At 66.5% G+C, this 17,222-nt stretch carries 14 protein-coding genes and 1 tRNA gene; 6 read left to right on the top strand and 9 right to left on the bottom strand.

Annotated elements, in window-relative coordinates; all coding sequences use genetic code 11:
• Position 1 precedes the first annotated feature (1 nt).
• The 8 genes from prmC to argS form a co-directional block, all read right to left on the bottom strand.
• On the bottom strand, positions 2–868 hold the full coding sequence (gene prmC / locus OVA06_RS06420) for a peptide chain release factor N(5)-glutamine methyltransferase (protein WP_268157085.1): 867 nt from the start codon (positions 866–868) through the stop codon (positions 2–4).
• Positions 869–876: 8 nt separating this feature from the next.
• Entirely contained in the window at positions 877–1,950 is a 1,074-nt protein-coding gene (gene prfA, locus OVA06_RS06415) for a peptide chain release factor 1 (RefSeq protein ID WP_056085149.1), read from the bottom strand.
• A 199-nt stretch (positions 1,951–2,149) separates the two neighbouring features.
• A complete protein-coding gene (rho, locus tag OVA06_RS06410) occupies positions 2,150–4,384 on the bottom strand; it encodes a transcription termination factor Rho (RefSeq protein WP_268157083.1) in 2,235 nt (744 codons plus the stop codon).
• Between the two features lie 292 nt (positions 4,385–4,676).
• Positions 4,677–5,651 (bottom strand): homoserine kinase, encoded by a 975-nt coding sequence (gene thrB / locus OVA06_RS06405; RefSeq protein ID WP_268157082.1) that lies wholly within the window; start codon positions 5,649–5,651, stop codon positions 4,677–4,679.
• A gap of 2 nt (positions 5,652–5,653) precedes the next feature.
• On the bottom strand, positions 5,654–6,760 hold the full coding sequence (gene thrC / locus OVA06_RS06400) for a threonine synthase (protein ID WP_056085142.1): 1,107 nt from the start codon (positions 6,758–6,760) through the stop codon (positions 5,654–5,656).
• Positions 6,761–8,077, bottom strand: coding sequence for a homoserine dehydrogenase (locus OVA06_RS06395; protein WP_268157079.1), 1,317 nt, complete (start codon positions 8,075–8,077; stop codon positions 6,761–6,763).
• The gene (gene lysA / locus OVA06_RS06390; RefSeq protein ID WP_268157078.1) at positions 8,078–9,565 is read right to left on the bottom strand and encodes a diaminopimelate decarboxylase; all 1,488 of its coding nucleotides are present in this window, start codon (positions 9,563–9,565) and stop codon (positions 8,078–8,080) included.
• Between the two features lie 5 nt (positions 9,566–9,570).
• Complete coding sequence (argS, locus tag OVA06_RS06385) at positions 9,571–11,235, bottom strand: arginine--tRNA ligase (protein WP_056085138.1); 1,665 nt, start codon at positions 11,233–11,235, stop codon at positions 9,571–9,573.
• A 187-nt stretch (positions 11,236–11,422) separates the two neighbouring features.
• On the opposite strand from argS, the gene OVA06_RS06380 reads away from it, so the two are divergent.
• The 6 genes from OVA06_RS06380 (at position 11,423) to OVA06_RS06355 (ending at position 16,195) form a co-directional block, all read left to right on the top strand.
• Positions 11,423–11,911, top strand: a complete 489-nt coding sequence (locus tag OVA06_RS06380) for an FMN-binding protein (protein ID WP_056085136.1) — start codon at positions 11,423–11,425, stop codon at positions 11,909–11,911.
• 3 nt (positions 11,912–11,914) lie between these two features.
• Positions 11,915–12,787 (top strand): FAD:protein FMN transferase, encoded by an 873-nt coding sequence (locus OVA06_RS06375; RefSeq protein ID WP_056085133.1) that lies wholly within the window; start codon positions 11,915–11,917, stop codon positions 12,785–12,787.
• Positions 12,784–14,328, top strand: a complete 1,545-nt coding sequence (locus OVA06_RS06370) for a ferredoxin--NADP reductase (protein ID WP_268157074.1) — start codon at positions 12,784–12,786, stop codon at positions 14,326–14,328. The genes OVA06_RS06375 and OVA06_RS06370 overlap by 4 nt, the downstream gene beginning before the upstream one ends.
• A 160-nt stretch (positions 14,329–14,488) precedes the next feature.
• Positions 14,489–14,561: transfer RNA gene (locus OVA06_RS06365), tRNA-Arg, on the top strand.
• A 187-nt stretch (positions 14,562–14,748) separates the two neighbouring features.
• Positions 14,749–15,801, top strand: a complete 1,053-nt coding sequence (locus OVA06_RS06360; protein ID WP_268157072.1) for a M4 family metallopeptidase — start codon at positions 14,749–14,751, stop codon at positions 15,799–15,801.
• A gap of 61 nt (positions 15,802–15,862) precedes the next feature.
• Entirely contained in the window at positions 15,863–16,195 is a 333-nt protein-coding gene (locus tag OVA06_RS06355) for a protealysin inhibitor emfourin (protein ID WP_056085126.1), read from the top strand.
• Position 16,196: 1 nt separating this feature from the next.
• Here the strand turns inward: OVA06_RS06355 and OVA06_RS06350 are convergent, their stop codons facing one another.
• Positions 16,197–17,165: a GlxA family transcriptional regulator gene (locus OVA06_RS06350; protein WP_268157071.1), complete on the bottom strand. Its 969-nt coding sequence runs from the start codon at positions 17,163–17,165 to the stop codon at positions 16,197–16,199.
• Between the last annotated feature and the right edge of the window lie 57 nt (positions 17,166–17,222).

Here is a 17,222-nt window from a genome sequence, read left to right as displayed (position 1 = left end):
TTCATTCCGTGTGGCCAGGTGCGGCAAGGAAGGCGCTGGTGGCGCGCTCTTTGCCGTTCAGGTCCACATGCGTGCTGATTCCGGTCCAGGCCCCCTGCCTGCCGAGCATGGCGGTGATCCAGCCCGCCTGGACTTCGGCGTGCTCCATCACGAAGTAGCCGCCGGGCCGAAGGAGCCGGGCAGCGGAGGCAGCGGCCGCCGTCGGGAGCTCCATACCGTCCGCTCCCCCGCCGTACAAAGCCTCCGGCGGGTCGTGCAGTGCCACTTCGGGTTCGTTGGGGATGGCTTCGGCCGGGATGTAGGGCGGGTTGGAAATGACGACGTCGAAGGTTCCGTTCAGCTCCGGAAGTGCGGTCCGCAGGTCCCCCAGGACGAGGTGGACGCCGAGGGGTTCGAGGTTCCGGGACGCCCACGCGTGGGCCAACGGACTGAATTCGACGGCGTGGACTTCGGCGCCGGGAACTTCATGCGCGATGGAGCCTGCGATTGCGCCGGATCCTGTCCCGAGGTCCACGATCCGCGGGGAGTCCATTCCGGCCACATGGTCGATCACCAGCTGGACCACAGATTCAGTCTCTGGACGGGGAATGAAGACACCCGGGCCTACCGCCAGTTCCAGATACCTGAAGTGGGCCACCCCGGTGATGTGCTGGAGGGGTACACGGCCTGCCCGCTCGGCGACAAGTTCGTCGTACCCCTCGGGCGCCGGGGTGTCACCGAGCATCAGGGCGCGGAGCCGGCCCAGGCCGACCTGAAGCAGGTGGTCGGCGAGGAGTTCGGCGTCGACGCGGGGGCTGGGCACACCGGCCTCGCTGAGGACGGCGGTAGCCGCACTGACGGCGTCAGCGAGGGACTGGCCTGCACTCATACTGAGGACTAGTCGCCGATGGCGTCCAGGCGTGCCTGTTCGTCCATCTCGATGGCAGACTGGATGACCGGTTCCAGGTCCCCATTCATGACCTGGTCCAGGTTGTACGCCTTGTAGCCCGTGCGGTGGTCCGCGATCCGGTTCTCCGGGTAGTTGTAAGTGCGGATCCGCTCGGAGCGGTCCATGGTACGGATCTGGGATTTCCGCTGCTCGGAGTTGGCGGCGTCAATCTGCTCCTGCTGGTGTGCGAGGATGCGTGCACGCAGCACGCGCATGCCTGCTTCACGGTTCTGCAGCTGCGACTTTTCGTTCTGCATGGCCACCACGATGCCCGTGGGAAGGTGCGTGATGCGGACGGCGGAGTCCGTGGTGTTGACCGACTGGCCACCCGGGCCGGAGGACCGGTAGACGTCGATCTTGAGGTCGTTCTGGTTGATTTCGAGCTCTTCGGGCTCGTCCACCTCGGGGAGGACCAGCACGCCGGCGGCAGAGGTGTGGATTCGGCCCTGGGACTCGGTCACCGGGACGCGCTGGACGCGGTGCACGCCGCCTTCGAACTTGAGCCGTGCGTAGACGCCCTCAGCGGGGTCATTGGAGCTGCCCTTGACGGCCACCTGGACGTCCTTGTATCCGCCCAGGTCAGACTCCGTGGAGGAGATGATTTCGGTCTTCCAGCCACGGGACTCCGCGTATCGGGTGTACATGCGCAGGAGGTCGCCGGCGAACAGCGCGGCTTCATCGCCGCCTTCGCCGCCCTTGACCTCGAGGATCACGTTGCGGGCGTCGTCCGGATCGCGCGGGATCAGCAGTCGCCGAAGCTTCGCCGCAGCGGTCTCAAGGGATGCCTCCAGCTCGGGAACCTCTGCAGCAAACTCGGGATCCTCAGCTGCCATCTCCTTGGCAGCGGAAAGATCGTCCCGCAGCGCCTCCCAGCGGTGGTAGGCCTCCACAATGCCATTGAGCTGAGCCGACCGCCGCCCCAGCTTCCGGGCAAGCCGCTGGTCAGCATAAACAGCAGGATCCCCCAGCTGCGCCTGAATGGAGTCATGCTCATCAAGCAGGCCCTGTACGGACTCAAACATTTATAAACCTCTTTCGACTTGTACAAGTCTAATGACGCATACAGCGGCAGGTGACGTGCGACCGCCGTCGCATATTTTGCCGGCCAGGGAGTGGCATCGGGCCTATCGGAGCGTTGCGGCTGACGTACGCAGTACGTCAGCCGCAACGCGAAGGGGCGGGGCCGGCAAAATATGCGACGGCCCCACCCCTGTAACGCAGCTACTTGTCGTTATCCGACTTAGCGCCAAGCGTCGTCTTCTGTACCTGCATGAGGAACTCGACGTTGCTCCCGGTTTCCCGGATCTTGTTGGTCAGCAGCTCAAGGCTCTGCTGCGTTTCGAGTCCGGAGAGGACGCGGCGCAGCTTCCACATGATCTTGACTTCCTCGGGCGAGAGCAGGTTCTCTTCGCGGCGGGTGCCCGATGCGTTGACGTCCACGGCGGGGAAGATGCGCTTGTCTGCCAACTGGCGGGACAGGCGCAGTTCCATGTTGCCGGTGCCCTTGAACTCTTCGAAGATGACTTCGTCCATCTTGGAGCCGGTCTCGACGAGGGCGGTGGCCAGGATGGTGAGCGAGCCGCCGTTTTCGATGTTGCGGGCTGCACCGAAGAAGCGCTTCGGCGGGTACAGCGCGGCGGAGTCGACACCACCGGACAGGATGCGGCCGGAGGCCGGTGCTGCCAGGTTGTAGGCACGGCCCAGGCGGGTCATGGAGTCCAGGAGGACCACCACGTCCATGCCCATTTCCACGAGGCGCTTGGCGCGTTCGATGGAGAGTTCGGCCACGGTGGTGTGATCGTCTGCGGGACGGTCGAAGGTGGAGGCAATGACCTCTCCCTTGACGGTGCGCTGCATATCCGTGACTTCTTCGGGACGTTCGTCAACCAGCACCATCATGAGGTGGACCTCAGGGTTGTTGGTGGTGATCGCGTTGGCGATGGACTGCAGGATGAGCGTCTTGCCGGCCTTCGGCGGTGAGACGATCAGGCCACGCTGGCCCTTGCCGATGGGAGCCACGAGGTCGATGACCCGGGGACCGATCTTCTTGGGGTCCGTTTCGAGGCGCAGGCGCTCTGACGGGTAAAGCGGGACCAGCTTGGCGAATTCGACGCGGTCCTTGAGCTCTTCGGCGGTCTTGCCGTTAACGGACGTGACGCGGACCAGGGCGTTGAACTTCTGGCGGGTGGACTGCTGGTTGCGGTCTTCGCCATCGCGCGGTGCACGGATGGCGCCGACGACGGCGTCACCCTTGCGCAGGTTGTACTTCTTGACCTGTGCCAGCGAAACGTAAACGTCGTTGGGGCCCGGCAGGTAGCCGGAGGTGCGGATGAACGCGTAGTTCTCCAGGACGTCCAGGATGCCCGCGACGGGCAGGAGAACGTCGTCCTCGGTGACCTCGACGTCGTCGACGTCCGGGCCCTGGTTGCGTCCGCGGCGGCGGTCGTTGCGGTCGCGGAAGCGGTCGTTGCGGGAGCTGTTGTCCCGGTCCTGGCCACCGGAGCGGTCGTTCCGGTCGTTCCGGTCGTTGCGGTCGCGCCGGTTGCGGCGGTTCCGGCGGCTGCTGCCGTCGGTGTCATCTCCGTCGCGGTTGTCACGGCTGTTATCGCGCTGCCCGGCGTCACGGCTGTTATCGCGCTGGCCGGCGTCACGGCTGTTATCGCGCTGCCCGGCGTCACGGCTGTTATCGCGCTGGCCGGCGTCACGGCTGTTGTCGCGCTGGCCGGCGTCGCGGCCGCCATCGGCATCGCGGTTGTCGCGGCCGCCACGGCTGCGGTCGCGGCGGTCATTGCGCTGGCCGGCATCCACGGTCTCGGTGGACTCGGAGCGCTGTTCAGCAGCTTTCTGGTCCGTGCTGGCCTGATCGGCGGCCTTGGGTTCGCCGGCCGGCTGCTCCGCGGGAGTTTCGGCGGGAGTCTCCTGGGCGGCGGCTTCGCCACGGCGGCGGTTGCGGGTACGGGGCTGGCGGCGCTCGGGGGCAGCTTCGGCGGCTTCCGCAGCAGGAGCGTTCGACTGCGCTGCAGCAGCTTCCGCAACGGGCGCCGCTTCACCTGCGGGAGCGGTTTCGGCAGCGGGGGTCACTACAACACCGTCGCTGCCGGCTCGGCGGCTGCGGCCGCGGCGGGCACGGGTGCCTTCAGCGGCCGGTGCTTCGGCAGCCTCAGGTGCGGCGGCCGGAACGGAAACAGCGGGAGCGGCAACGGGCGCGGTAACCTTTTCAGCCGCCCTGGCCGGTGCCTTCGTGGTGGGAGTGCCGGCACGGTGGGCAGAGATTGCAGCCACCAGGTCCCCCTTGCGCATGCGGGAACCGCCCGAGATTCCAAGCTGGCTGGCCAAGGCCTGCAGCTGGGCGAGCTTCAGGCCTGCAAGGCCGCTGCTCTTGGCGGGTGCTGCCGGTGACTCGGCAACAGAAGATGATAGTTCCACAGCTGGTGACAGCTCAGTGGTTTCGGTCACGAAGGATCCTTCCCCCTCGACGGCGTCCGGACTGGGAGCTGGACGCGATGATTTGATCTGGGCTGCAGTTCAGATCTGCAGCCGCATTTTGCGGCCTTGCCGGTTGGATTTCGGCCAGCAGGGCCGGTACTGATTCACCTTCCGTACCGCCCGTGGCGGAACGGAGGACTGACGCGTGGGGGGCAGTTGGATGCTGCAAATTCCTGCGACAGACCAAGCAGGTGGCACCGGAATAGATTCGCAGTAGGAGATCAGTTGCAACTGAGTGCAGAAGCAGATCAGATAGGCGGAATTACCGCCGGTGCACGTCCACCTTAGCACCTTCCACGTCCACAGCGAGCTTCAGCACGCGCCAGTTCACTTCCGGCGTGTTGGCTCCTGTAAACGCGCTGATGAACGCCAGGACGTCGGCTGCTTCCGGCTCGCCGTTGGCCAGTACCAGCACGGTGGGTCCGGCACCGGAAACCACTGCGGCATGGCCCGCCCGCCGCAGCGCTGCAATCAATGCCGCACTGGGCCGCATGGCCGACGCACGGTAGCTCTGGTGCAGGTAGTCCTCCGTGCCAGCCAGCAGGAATCCTGGATCCCGGGTCAGGGCGTGGATCAGCAGCGCGGCCCGGCCGGAGTTCATGGCAGCCGCGTGGTGTCCCACCGAGGCGGGCAGGAGGGCCCGCGCCGCTTCGGTGGACAATTCAAAGTCCGGAACAGCCACGATGGGAACCACTGTTCCGGCCACCTCGGCGCGGGTGCTGCTGTACTGGTCACTGTCCTGCCATGACAGCGCCAGTGCGCCGTAAATCGCCGGTGCGACGTTGTCCGGGTGGCCTTCCATCTCGCTGGTGAGCTGCAGGATCCAGTCCCGGCCGCGCCGGCTTTCCGCTGGAACCATGGCATTTGCGGCCGACACTGCCGCCACCACTGCCGACGCGGAGGAGCCCAGCCCCCTGCCGTGCGGGTTGACGTTTTCCGCCGTCACCTTCAGGCCGCCGTGGCGGAACCCGAGCCGTTCGAAGGCCGCGTCCATGGCCCGGATCACCAGGTGGCTGCCATCCCGCGGCAGGGTGTCTGCCCCTTCGCCACGCAGATCAAAGACGAGTTCGTCCGTGTCCAGGCTCTCCACCGTCAGGGTGTCGTGCAGGGCCAGGGCCATTCCGAGGCTGTCATATCCCGGGCCCAGGTTGGCCGTGGTGGCCGGGACCCGGACCGTTACGCGCTGGCCGGGCTCAATGAGTTGCAGTCCGACGGCGGCCTGCGAGGTGGCGTTCAAGGCTATTTTTCTTCCAGTCCCAGTTCAGCAGCAACAGTGACGACGTCGTTGGAAACCTTGACCGGCTGGACGTCGCTGCCGTCCTCGGTGCGCAGTGCCCACTGGGGATCCTTGAGCCCGTGTCCGGTGACCGTGATGACGATGGTCTTCCCGGACGGGACCTCACCGGCTGCGTGCTTCTTGAGCAGTCCGGCGACACCCGCGGCGGAACCGGGCTCAACGAAGACGCCTTCCTTGGCGGAAAGCCAGCGGTGTGCGGCCAGGATCTCCTCGTCGGTCACGGCATCGATCAGGCCTCCGGACTCGTCGCGGGCGCCTACGGCACCGTCCCAGGAGGCGGGGTTGCCGATCCGGATGGCAGTGGCGATGGTGTCCGGTTCGGTGATGGGGTGGCCGGCAACGAACGGCGCGGCACCGGCGGCCTGGAAGCCCCACATGGTGGGCGTCTTGGTGGACACTGCGGGAAGCGTGCCGGCGGTTTCGGACTCGTACGGTGCGGAGTACTCCTTGTAGCCCTTCCAGTACGCGGTGATGTTGCCGGCGTTGCCCACGGGGAGTACGTGGATGTCCGGGGCGTCGCCGAGGGCGTCAACAACCTCGAACGCTCCGGTCTTCTGGCCCTGGATGCGGGCGGGATTCACCGAGTTCACCAGGAAGACGGGGTAGGACTCCCCCAGCTTGCGGGCGATGTCCAGGCAGTTGTCGAAGTTGCCGTCCACCTGCAGCAGCGTGGCCCCGTGCGCAATGGCCTGGCTCAGCTTGCCCATGGAGATCTTTCCTTCGGGCACCAGGACGGCGCACTTCAGTCCCGCTGCCGTTGCGTAGGCGGCCGCGGAGGCGGAGGTGTTGCCGGTGGAGGCGCACACCACTGCCTTGGCGCCGGCCTCGACGGCGGCGGTCATGGCCATGGTCATGCCGCGGTCCTTGAAGGAGCCGGTGGGGTTCATGCCCTCAACCTTGAGGTACACCTCGGAGCCGGTGAGCTCGGAGAGCTTCTGTGCGTGCACCAGCGGAGTGCCGCCTTCGCCCAGGGTGATGACCCGGGTGGATGCCGTGACGGGCAGGCGGTCAGCGTATTCGCGGATGACGCCGCGCCATTGGTGAGCCACTTAGACTCCTTCTACCCGCAGAACGGATGTAACTGAATTGATGACGTCAAGGCCCTTCACAGCCTCGACGGTGGCCGCAAGGGCGGCCTCGGACGCGCGGTGGGTGACGATCCTTAGTTCGGCGGATTCCACGTTGGACTCCGCGTCGCGGTGGATGGTCTGCCGCATGGTTTCGATGGAGACACCGTTCCCGGCGAACAGCTGGGCGATCCTGGCCAGGACGCCGGGCTGGTCCGCGACGTCGAGTCCGATGTAGTAGCTGGTGACCGAGGCGTCGATAGGCAGCGCCGGGACGTGGCCGGTGGTGGTTTCGGTGCGCTGGGGTCCGCCAAGGACCAGGCGACGGGCGGCGGAGACGAGGTCACCCAGGACGGCAGACGCCGTCGGCGTGCCACCGGCACCCTGTCCGTAGAACATCAGCTCGCCGGCATTTTCCGCCTCGATGAACACGGCGTTGAAGGCGCCGCGGACGGCAGCCAGGGGGTGCTCGCGGGGCAGCAGCGTGGGGTGCACGCGGACGGACACGCCGTCGTTGCCCTCAGCATCTGCCAGCTTCTCGGCGATCGCCAGCAGCTTGATGACAAAGCCGGCGTCCTTGGCCGCAGCGATGTCTGCCGCAGTGACGGAGGTGATCCCCTCGCAGTGGACGTTGTTCAGCGCGAAGCGGGTGTGGAAGGACAACGTTGCGAGGATGGCGGCCTTGGCGGCGGCGTCATGGCCTTCGACGTCGGCTGTCGGGTCGGCTTCCGCGTAACCGAGGCGCTGCGCTTCGGCGAGGGCGTCGGCGAACTGGGCACCCGTTGAATCCATCTGGTCAAGGATGAAGTTCGTGGTGCCGTTGACGATGCCCAGTACCCGGGTGATCCGGTCGCCGGACAGGCTGTCCCGGATGGGCCGCAGGATGGGAATCGCACCGGCGACGGCGGCCTCGAAGGACAGTTGCACGCCGGCTTTGTCCGCTGCTTCATACAGCGTGGGGCCGTCCTGCGCGAGCAGGGCCTTGTTGCCGGTGACCACGCAGGCACCGTTGGTGAGCGCGGAGAGGATCAGCGTGCGGGCCGGTTCGATGCCGCCCATCAGTTCGATGACCAGGTCGGCATCCTTGACCAGGGTCTCGGCGTCCGTGGTGAACAGTTCCTGCGGCAATTCGACGTCGCGCTTGGAGTTCACGTTGCGCACGGCGATGCCGCTGAGTTCCAGCCGCGCGCCGGTGCGGGCGGCGAGGGCGTCGGCGTCCTCAATGAGGATCCGCGCAACCTGGGCCCCAACGTTGCCACAGCCCAGAAGGGCTACTTTCAGGGTTCGCATTTCCGTCATTCAGGCTCCCATGTCGCGGTTCAGCAGATCTTCTTCGGTTTCCCCGCGGACAATCAGCCGGGAAGATCCGTCGCGCACCGCGACAACGCCCGGCCGGGCCAGATAGTTGTAGTTGCTCGAGAGGGCCCAGCAGTAGGCGCCGGTTCCCGGTACAGCAAGCAGATCACCGGCTGCCACGTCCCCGGGCAGATATACATCTCTAACAACTATGTCGCCGCTCTCGCAATGTTTGCCCACCACTCGGGACAGCTGCGGGGCGGCCGTGGAGGTGCGCGAGGCAAGGACGGCCGAATAATCGGCGTCGTACAGCACCGGGCGGGCGTTATCGCTCATGCCGCCGTCCACTGAAACATAGCGTCGGGGATACGTAACGTTGTTGTCTGCGTCACCATCGTCCGACGCAGTCGCATCGACGCGGACGGTCTTGAGCGTACCCACTTCGTACAACGTGAAGGTGGTGCTGCCAACGATCGCGCGGCCCGGCTCGATGGAGATGCGCGGCGCCTTGATGGCCAGCTCGGCGCAGGTGGAACGCACGACGGCGGCCATCGCCGCCGCGATCTCCGCTGCGGGGCGGGGGGTGTCCACCGGCGTGTAGGCAATGCCGTATCCGCCGCCGAGGTCCAGCTCGGGCATGGTGATGGAGTACTTCTCCTGCATGGCTGCGAGGAAGCGCAGGAGCTTTTCCGCTGCCAGGGCGAAACCGTCCGGCTCGAAGATCTGCGAGCCGATGTGGCAGTGCAGGCCGAGCAGCTCGATGCCCGGGTGGGCCGATGCTGCGGCCACAGCTTCCTCCGCTGCGGAGAGCCCTGCCTGGTCCGTGGTGTCTGCGGCCATGGAGAGGCCGAATTTCTGGTCCTCGTGGGCAGTGGCGATGAATTCATGGGTGTGCGCGTGGACGCCCGGAGTGAGCCGGAGCATGACCTTGGCCTTCCGGCCACTGGCCCCGGCGATGTCCCCTACCCTGACCAGCTCGTCCAGGCTGTCCACTACGATGCGGCCCAGGCCCATGTCCAAAGCCCGGGTGATCTCGGCGTCGGACTTGTTGTTGCCGTGCAGCGCAACCCGCTCCCCTGCGATGCCGGCGCGGGCGGCCACGGCGAGTTCACCGCCGGACGCGGTGTCCAGGCGGAGCCCTTCCTCTTCAACCCACTTCACGACGGCGGTGCACAGGAAGGACTTACCGGCGTAGTACACATCCACGCCACCGCAGATATCGGCGAAGGCGGCGTCGAAGGAGTCCTTGAAGGCGCGGGCACGGGCACGGAAATCGGCCTCGTCCATCACGAAGAGGGGTGTGCCGAACTGCTCTTTGAGCTCTTGTACGTCAACTCCGCCCACAGTGAGGGCGCCGGCACTGTTCCGGTCCACGCTGCCTGCCCACATGGGTTCGTGCAGCTCATTCAGGTCGGCCGGGACCTGCAGCCATTCGGGGGCCAGCGGGGACGCCGCGTGCCCGGCGTGCACAGTGCTTCCAGCGTTTGTCATGGCACTCACATCCGTTCCGGAGCGGAGACGCCCAGGAGGTCCAGGCCGTTGGCGAGGACCTGGCTGGTGGCGTCGTTGAGCCACAGCCGCGTGCGGTTGGTATCGGTGACGGCTTCGTCTCCCATGGGTGCGATCCGGCAGGCGTCATACCAGCGGTGGTAGGCACCGGCGATGGTTTCGAGATGCCGTGCCACGCGGTGGGGTTCACGCAGCTCCGCGGCCTTGGCCACCACCGACGGGTAGCTGCCCAGGAAGGAGAGCAGCTCGTTCTCGGTGGCGTGGTCCAGCAGGGACGCATCGAAGCTGTCCGCGCCGTCCACCTGGCGTTCCACGCCGGCTGCCACCGCGTTGCGCGCGGCACCGCGGGATCGGGCGTGGGCGTACTGCACGTAGAACACGGGGTTTTCGTTGCTGTTCTTTTTCAGCAGCTCCGGGTCCAGGGTCAGCGGGGAATCCGCCGGGAAGCGGGCCAGCGAGTAGCGGACCGCGTCCTTGCCCAGCCAGTCGATGAGGTCCTTGAGTTCGATGATGTTGCCCGCGCGCTTGGAGAGCTTGGCCCCGTTGACGGAGACGAGCTGGCCGATCAGCACCTCGATGTTGACCTCGGGATCGTCCCCGGCGGCGGCGGCGATGGCCTTGAGGCGGTGGATGTAGCCGTGGTGGTCGGCGCCCAGCAGGTAGATCTTCTCGGTGTAGCCGCGGTCCTTCTTGGAAAGGTAGTAGGCGGCGTCCGCGGCGAAGTAGGTGGGCTCGCCGTTGGCGCGGATCATGACGCGGTCCTTGTCATCGCCAAAGTCGGTGGTGCGCAGCCAGACCGCACCGCCGTCGTCGAACACGTGGCCCTGCTCGCGCAGGCGCGCCACGGCATTTTCGATCGCGCCGGCGTCGTGCAGCTCCTGCTCGGAGAAGAAGACGTCAAATTCGACGCCGAAGTCCGCGAGCGTGGCCTTGATGTCCTTCATCTGGGCTTCGTAGGCGGCAGCGCGGATGACCGGCAGGGCGGCGACCTCGGTGAGCTCGCGGATGTCCGGGTGCGCCGTCAGGACCTCATGGCCAAGGTCTGCGATGTACTGGCCCGGGTAGCCGCCGTCGGGGACGGGCAGGCCGTGCAGGCGGGAGTACACGGAGTTGGCGAACGTGTTCATCTGCGAGCCGGCGTCGTTGATGTAGTACTCGGCGGTGACGTCGGCGCCCGAGGCGCGCAGCACCCGGGCGATGGCGTCGCCGAGCGCGGCCCACCGCGTATGGCCGATGTGCAGCGGCCCGGTGGGGTTGGCCGAGACGAATTCCATGTTGACGGTGTGGCCTGCGAGCGCGGTGTTGGTGCCGTACTGTGTGCCGGCCTCGACGATGGCCTTGGCAAGTGCACCGGCGGCAGCAGCGTCGACGGTGATGTTCAGGAACCCCGGCCCGGCAATGTCCACGGCGGAAACGCCGCTGATCGTCTTCAACCGTGCGCTGAGGATGGTGGCGAATTCGCGGGGATTCGTGCCGGCCTGCTTGGCGAGCTGCAGCGCGATGTTGGTGGCCCAGTCGCCGTGGTCCCGGTTCTTGGGTCGCTCCACGCGCACGTCCCCGGGGACGGCTGATTCTGCCAGGGCGATTTCGCCGGCGGCGACGGCGTCCTTCAGGCATGCGGATATGGCGAGGGAGAGTTCTTCGGGAGTCACCCTTCTAGGGTACCGGGGGCCAGTCACAGCAAAGAATTGCGGGCCTTTGCTTCGTCAGGCTTCCGCAAAGGACGCCTCCAAGGAAAACCCAGAGAATGCACAGGGTTGAACCAATATGGTGGTTTCAGCGTTGACAAGGTCGTAACGTCCGCCGATACCTGTGATCCCCTACGAAACGAGAGCCTTCATGAGACCCTCAGCACTGAACCGACCAGTACGCAAGAGCATCTATGTTGGAATCGCCGGGCTGTCCCTCATGGGCACGGTGGCCGGCTGCGCCCCCTCGGCGGCCGAAAACAACCCAGTCTCGACCGCGGGTGGCGCCTCTGCTGCCGCAACCACACCTTCCGCAGGGGAATCTGCCCTTGCCAGCAGTGGTTCGAGCTACAAGGACGGTACCTACAGCGCGGACGGCACCTACGTCTCGCCCAACGGGAACGAAACGGTGGGCGTGCAGCTGACCCTGGCGTCGGGCAAAGTGACGGACGTCCAGATCACCCAGCACCCGTCCAACCCCAACACCCGCAAGTTCCAGGGCGAGTTTGCCGGCGGCATCGCCGCCCAGGTGGTGGGCAGGAACATCGAGGACCTCAACGTGTCCAAGGTGGCCGGGTCGTCCCTGACCAGCGGTGGCTTCAACCAGGCCGTGGAGCAGATCAAGTCGGAGGCGCAGTAGGCGGTGCCGCACGGGGACTGGGCTGCTTTTTCCTTCGAGGGAATCGGGACGCACTGGGAGGTTTCCACGCCGCACGTCCTTGCGCCGTCCGCACAGCAGGACCTGCTGGCCCTCGTGGAGAAGTTCGACGCCGCCTGGTCCCGTTTCCGCACCGACTCACTGGTCAGTGCAATGGCCCGGAAGCCCGGCAGCTACAGCTTTCCCGCAGAAGCTGCCGGGCTCGGGGAACTGTACAGGACGCTGTACGGGCTGACCGGTGGCGCCATGACGCCGCTGGTGGGCGCAAGCCTTGAGCGCCTGGGCTATGACGCCGCCTATACCCTCCGGCCGTCGGGTGGCCCACTGCCGGCCCCGCGCTGGGAGAACATCCTGGACTGGAACGGAACCTCGATCAGCACCACCGCTCCGGTAGTGCTGGACGTCGGGGCAGCCGGCAAGGGCCTGCTGGTTGATGTGCTGGCGTCCGCCCTGGAGGCCGGCGGTGTGGAGGCCTTCATGGTGGACGCCAGCGGCGACCTGCTGGTCCGCGGCCCGGGTACCGTCCGGGTGGGGCTCGAACATCCTTATAACCCGGCCCAGGCCATCGGCGTGGTGGAACTGTGCGGCAGGGCACTGTGCGCTTCCGCCGCCAACCGCCGGGCCTGGGGCGACGGACTTCACCATGTCCTTGACGCGACCACCGGGCAACCGGTCCGTACCGCCGTCGCCACCTGGGCGCTGGCGGACACCGCCGCTGTGGCCGATGCCCTCGCCACCGCCCTCTTTTTCGTCCCCGGCGCCGTGCTCGAGGAGTCATTCGACGTTTCCTGGCTGACGGTTTTTTCCGACGGCAGCGCCGCCTTTTCCGCAGAATTCGAAGGGACACTGTTTGCATGAGCACCGTTGAGACGCCGTCCGCCGGCCCGGCACCCACCATTGCCGGGCGGCTGGACACCGTGCTTGGCCGCTTCACGATGTACCGGCTCATCCTGCTGGTCCTGTCGGGCCTGGTGGCGTACAGCCTGCTGCTGGACGTGCTGGGATGGCTGACGTTCGGCATTCCGGAGATGCTGGCACACCTGGCCCTGTGCCTCCTGCTGACCTACGCCTCGAACCGTGCGCTGGCGGCGTTGTTCAGGGTACGCCCGCACTCCGAGTCCGCCCTCATCACCGGCCTGCTGCTCTACTTCCTGTTCTGGCCGTCGTTCCAGGCCATGGACGTCGCCGGCGTGGCATTGGCCTGTGTCCTTGCCTCCGCATCGAAATACGCACTGGCGTGGCGGGGCAGGCACGCCTTCAATCCGGCAGCCCTCGGAGCCTTCGTAACTGGCCTGACCGGACTCAATATCGCCACCTGGTGGGCGGCCACGCCGGCCATGCTGTGGCTGCTGGTTCCCGGCGTCCTGCTGGTCCTGTACCGGACCCGGAAGGTCCTGATGGCCTCGGTGTTCACGTTGGTTGCAACGTCGATCATCACGATGGAACTGCTTCGGGCCGGTATGGGCGTGGGGACGGGTGCCTGGCAGGCACTGGCTCAGCGTCCTGTGCTGTTCTTCGTGGGCTTCATGCTGTCGGAACCCCTGACGCTGCCGCCGCGCCGCTGGCAGCAGCTGTCCCTGGCGGCAGTGGTTGGCGTGGTGTTCGCAGTCCCGTACAACTTCGGCTTCATTGCCAATTCACCGGAGGCTGCCCTTCTGGTGGGCAACCTTGCGGCCTTCCTGCTGGGCCAGCGCGGCGGCGTAAGGCTCCGCTTTGCCTCCAGCCGGCCACTGACGCCCAGCACCACCGAATTCTCGTTCATGCCGTCGCGTCCCATACGGTTCCTCCCCGGCCAGTACATGGAGCTGGACCTGCCGCACGCGAAAACCGACGGCAAGGGCAGGCGGCGCGTGTTCAGCCTTGCCGGCTCGCCAAGGGAGCGCCTCGTGAAATTCGGCGTCCGTACTGCCGAACCCCTTTCTGCGGCCAAAAAGGTCCTGCTGGGGTTGCAGCCCGGTGATGAGCTCACGGCCACGTCCGTGGGTGGCGACTTTGTCCTGTCCCGGGATCCGAACCGCCCGGTGCTCCTGGTCGCTGCGGGTATCGGCATCACGCCGTTCCTCTCGCACGTTGCCTCCGGCGCCCTTGAGGAGCGCGACGCGGTAATGGTCCTGCTGGCCAGGAGCGCGGACGACGTCGCCTACGCGGACGAACTCCGGGCTTCGGGTGTCCGGGTCCTGGTCCGCACTGCCGACGGCTCAGAGCCGCCGCAGGGCCTCGACGCGGCGCCCGCCGGCAATTCCAGGCTCGACGCAGCCGGGCTGAAAGCCCTCGTCCCCGACATCGCAGACCGCGATGTGTACGTGTCCGGCTCGCCCGCCAGTGTGGCGTCGCTGCGGCACGCGGCGCGCCAGGCGGGGGCACGGCGCGTTCACGTGGACTCTTTCTCGGGGTACTGATGCCACGGGGTACTGATGCGCGTGGCTCAGTGTGCCCGGGCGGGCCGCTGCGGCCCGGCCAGGGATTGGCCGGGCTTGAACCCGAGCCGATTTTCCTTTGCGGGGCACCTTCCTGCTAAGCTCTAGGACGTCCCGCCAGCAACGGCAGGAACCCCGGATTGCCCTCGTAGCTCAGGGGATAGAGCGTCTGCCTCCGGAGCAGAAGGTCGTAGGTTCGAATCCTATCGAGGGCACAGCAAACCCCGCCGTCCAGTACGGCGGGGTTTTTTGTTTAACCCGCCGTACAGCAAGGCCGCCCTGCCATGCGTGCACAGCCGCGGCTGCTGCCTGCCGTGCGGCGGGAACGTGGCTGCCGTGTGGCTGCCGCCAAATGTCGGTGCCTCCTCCTAACCTGAAGTTACCTAGTTGAGGGGGTACGCCATGCACGTTCCGTTCTGCACCATCGTTCCGCCGTACCTGCTGCGGCGCCTTGCCCGGCAGGACGCACCGGAGTACTCCGCCGCCGCCCGGGCTGCCAGGGAAGCCCTGGTCCATGTGAAGAGTGTCCAGGCGGCCCGGATAACCGCCCGGCCGGAGACCACCGCCGGGATGCTGGCCGCCATGCCGGGCCCGGCAATCCGGACTATTTATGACGCCCATGGCGCGGAATCCCTCCCCGGAAAACTGGTGCGGAAGGAAGGCGAACCACAGACCGGAGACGCCGCTGCCGATGAAGCCTATGACGGCCTGGGCCATACCCACCGCCTCTACGCCGACGTCTTTGGCCGGGACTCCATTGACGGCCGCGGGCTCCCGATGGACGCCACGGTGCATTTCGGCAAGCTGTACGACAATGCTTTCTGGGACGGTAAGCAGATGGTCTTTGGTGACGGCGACGGCGCCGTCTTCCAGCGGTTCACCGCCTCACTGAGCGTCATCGGCCACGAACTGGCGCACGGCGTAACGCAATTTTCCGCCGGCCTGGCGTACCGCAACCAGGCCGGCGCCCTGAACGAGTCCATGTCGGATGTCTTCGGCGCACTGGTGGAGCAGTACGTCAAGGGCCAATCCGCGGCGGACGCCAGCTGGCTCATCGGCGAGGGACTCTTCACCCCGGACGTGCAGGGGCAGGCGCTGCGCTCCATGAAGTCCCCCGGAACGGCATACGACGACGATGTGCTGGGCAAGGATCCCCAGCCTGATTCCATGGACGGCTACGTCCGGACCAGCGCTGACAACGGCGGCGTCCACATTAACTCAGGCATCCCCAACAGGGCGTTCTACCTCGTGGCCCAGGCCCTGGGCGGGAACGCCTGGGACGCGCCGGGGAGGATCTGGTACGAAACCCTGACCGGTGGCTCGCTTCCCACCACGGCCACCTTCACCGTCTTTGCCCGCGCCACGCTCGCCGCGGCGGTGGAACTTTTCGGCTCGGACAGCCCGGAGCATGACGCCGTCCGGCAGGCGTGGGAAACTGTGAAGGTCAAGCTTTAACAGATGCCTGGCTGCCGGATTCCAGGCCGCCAGGCTGAGCGGAAGCCCCAGGAACCAGGCCATGAAGATCAGTGTGGAGCGCACGGGCGGCATCGCGGCGATCACCAGGGTGTGGACCGTGGATGCCCGGTCCGAGACCGCCATCAACCAGTGGCAGCCGATCGTTGAGGCGTGCCCCTGGGACGCCGTCCCCCGGACCGCGGTGGCCGCGGCCAGGGAGTTCGCCGACACCCAGCCGGATCGGTTTATTTATTCCATCCGTGCCGGCGGGCGCCGTGCGGCCCTGCCGGAGCGCGCAGTCACCGGCCCGTGGCGGATCCTGGTGGAAAGTGCCCGGGCCGCAGCGGAACAGGACCAGGCGTCAGCGGACGACGCCGGAGCGTCCGGCGCTTAGCCTACCCCGCCTCGGCCAGTTGCCCCCGGAACGCCCGGCGATAGGACTGCGGGCTGGTATCCAGCACTTTTGCGAAATGGTGCCGCAGCAGCACCGGGTGGCCGAAGCCTGATTCCCTCGCCACTTCGTCGATATTCAGGTCCGTGGACTCGAGCAGTTCCTGCGCCCGCATCACCCTTTGGGAATTGAGCCACGCGGCGGGTGTGGCCCCGGTTTCAGACCGGAACTTCCGTGCGAACGTGCGCGCTGACATGTGTACCCGGGCCGCCAGTTCGTTAACCGAATGCTCACGGTCCAGGTTCTGCACCATCCAGCGCAGCAGTGCCTCCATGGGCGCCGAGCCGCAGGTTGGCATTGGCCTGTCGATGAACTGGGCCTGGCCGCCGTCACGGTGCGGCGGAACCACCATGTCCCGTGCGATGGCGGAGGCCACCTGCGCGCCTAGCTCCACCCGCACCAGGTGCAGGCAGGCGTCAATGCCTGCTGCGGTTCCGGCGGAGGAGATGATGTTGCCATCCTGGACGTACAACACATTCTCATCGACCAGTGCGTGCGGATAGGACGCGGCCAGCTGGCCTGAGTAATGCCAGTGCGTTGTGCAGCGGCGGCCATCCAGCAGCCCTGCCCTGGCCAGGGCGAAAGCGCCGGAACAGATGGACATGACCCAGGCTCCCCTGGCATCCGCGGCGCGCAGGGCATCCAGGAGCGATTCCGGCAGGTCCTGGTCGCGTCCGAACGGGGCCATGATCACCAGGTCCGCGTCATTGGTCGCTTCGAGGCCGAGACTGACGTTCATGGACAGGCCGGACTTCAGCGGCACCTCCCCGGGCGATGGCGTGCACACCCGGAATTCGAAACCGGGAACGCCGCTCCCCCGGTCCGAACGGTCGATTCCGAACACCTCGCAGGCGGTGCCGAATTCGAACATCGAGAAGTTGGGAACCACGATCACTGCCACGGTTTTCAGCATGTCTTCAGTGTGGCAGAAATTCTCTCTTTTTGGGCATTTCTGCCACTGTTTCCTGCT

It is taken from the genome of Pseudarthrobacter sp. SL88, assembly GCF_026672455.1.
Taxonomy (GTDB): Bacteria; Actinomycetota; Actinomycetes; order Actinomycetales; family Micrococcaceae; genus Arthrobacter.
Note: the sequence above shows the minus strand (reverse complement) of the source record. Positions and strands in the feature narration are given on the sequence as shown.

Bases quoted from the DNA above. Each gene is read 5' to 3' on its own strand.
- prmC (WP_268157085.1), bottom strand. From the start codon at position 868: ATGAGTGCAGGCCAGTCCCTCGCTGACGCCGTCAGTGCGGCTACCGCC.
- prfA (WP_056085149.1), bottom strand. From the start codon at position 1,950: ATGTTTGAGTCCGTACAGGGCCTGCTTGATGAGCATGACTCCATTCAG.
- OVA06_RS06395 (WP_268157079.1), bottom strand. From the start codon at position 8,077: ATGACGGAAATGCGAACCCTGAAAGTAGCCCTTCTGGGCTGTGGCAAC.
- lysA (WP_268157078.1), bottom strand. From the start codon at position 9,565: ATGACAAACGCTGGAAGCACTGTGCACGCCGGGCACGCGGCGTCCCCG.
- OVA06_RS06380 (WP_056085136.1), top strand. From the start codon at position 11,423: ATGAGACCCTCAGCACTGAACCGACCAGTACGCAAGAGCATCTATGTT.
- OVA06_RS06370 (WP_268157074.1), top strand. From the start codon at position 12,784: ATGAGCACCGTTGAGACGCCGTCCGCCGGCCCGGCACCCACCATTGCC.
- OVA06_RS06360 (WP_268157072.1), top strand. From the start codon at position 14,749: ATGCACGTTCCGTTCTGCACCATCGTTCCGCCGTACCTGCTGCGGCGC.
- OVA06_RS06355 (WP_056085126.1), top strand. From the start codon at position 15,863: ATGAAGATCAGTGTGGAGCGCACGGGCGGCATCGCGGCGATCACCAGG.
- OVA06_RS06350 (WP_268157071.1), bottom strand. From the start codon at position 17,165: ATGCTGAAAACCGTGGCAGTGATCGTGGTTCCCAACTTCTCGATGTTC.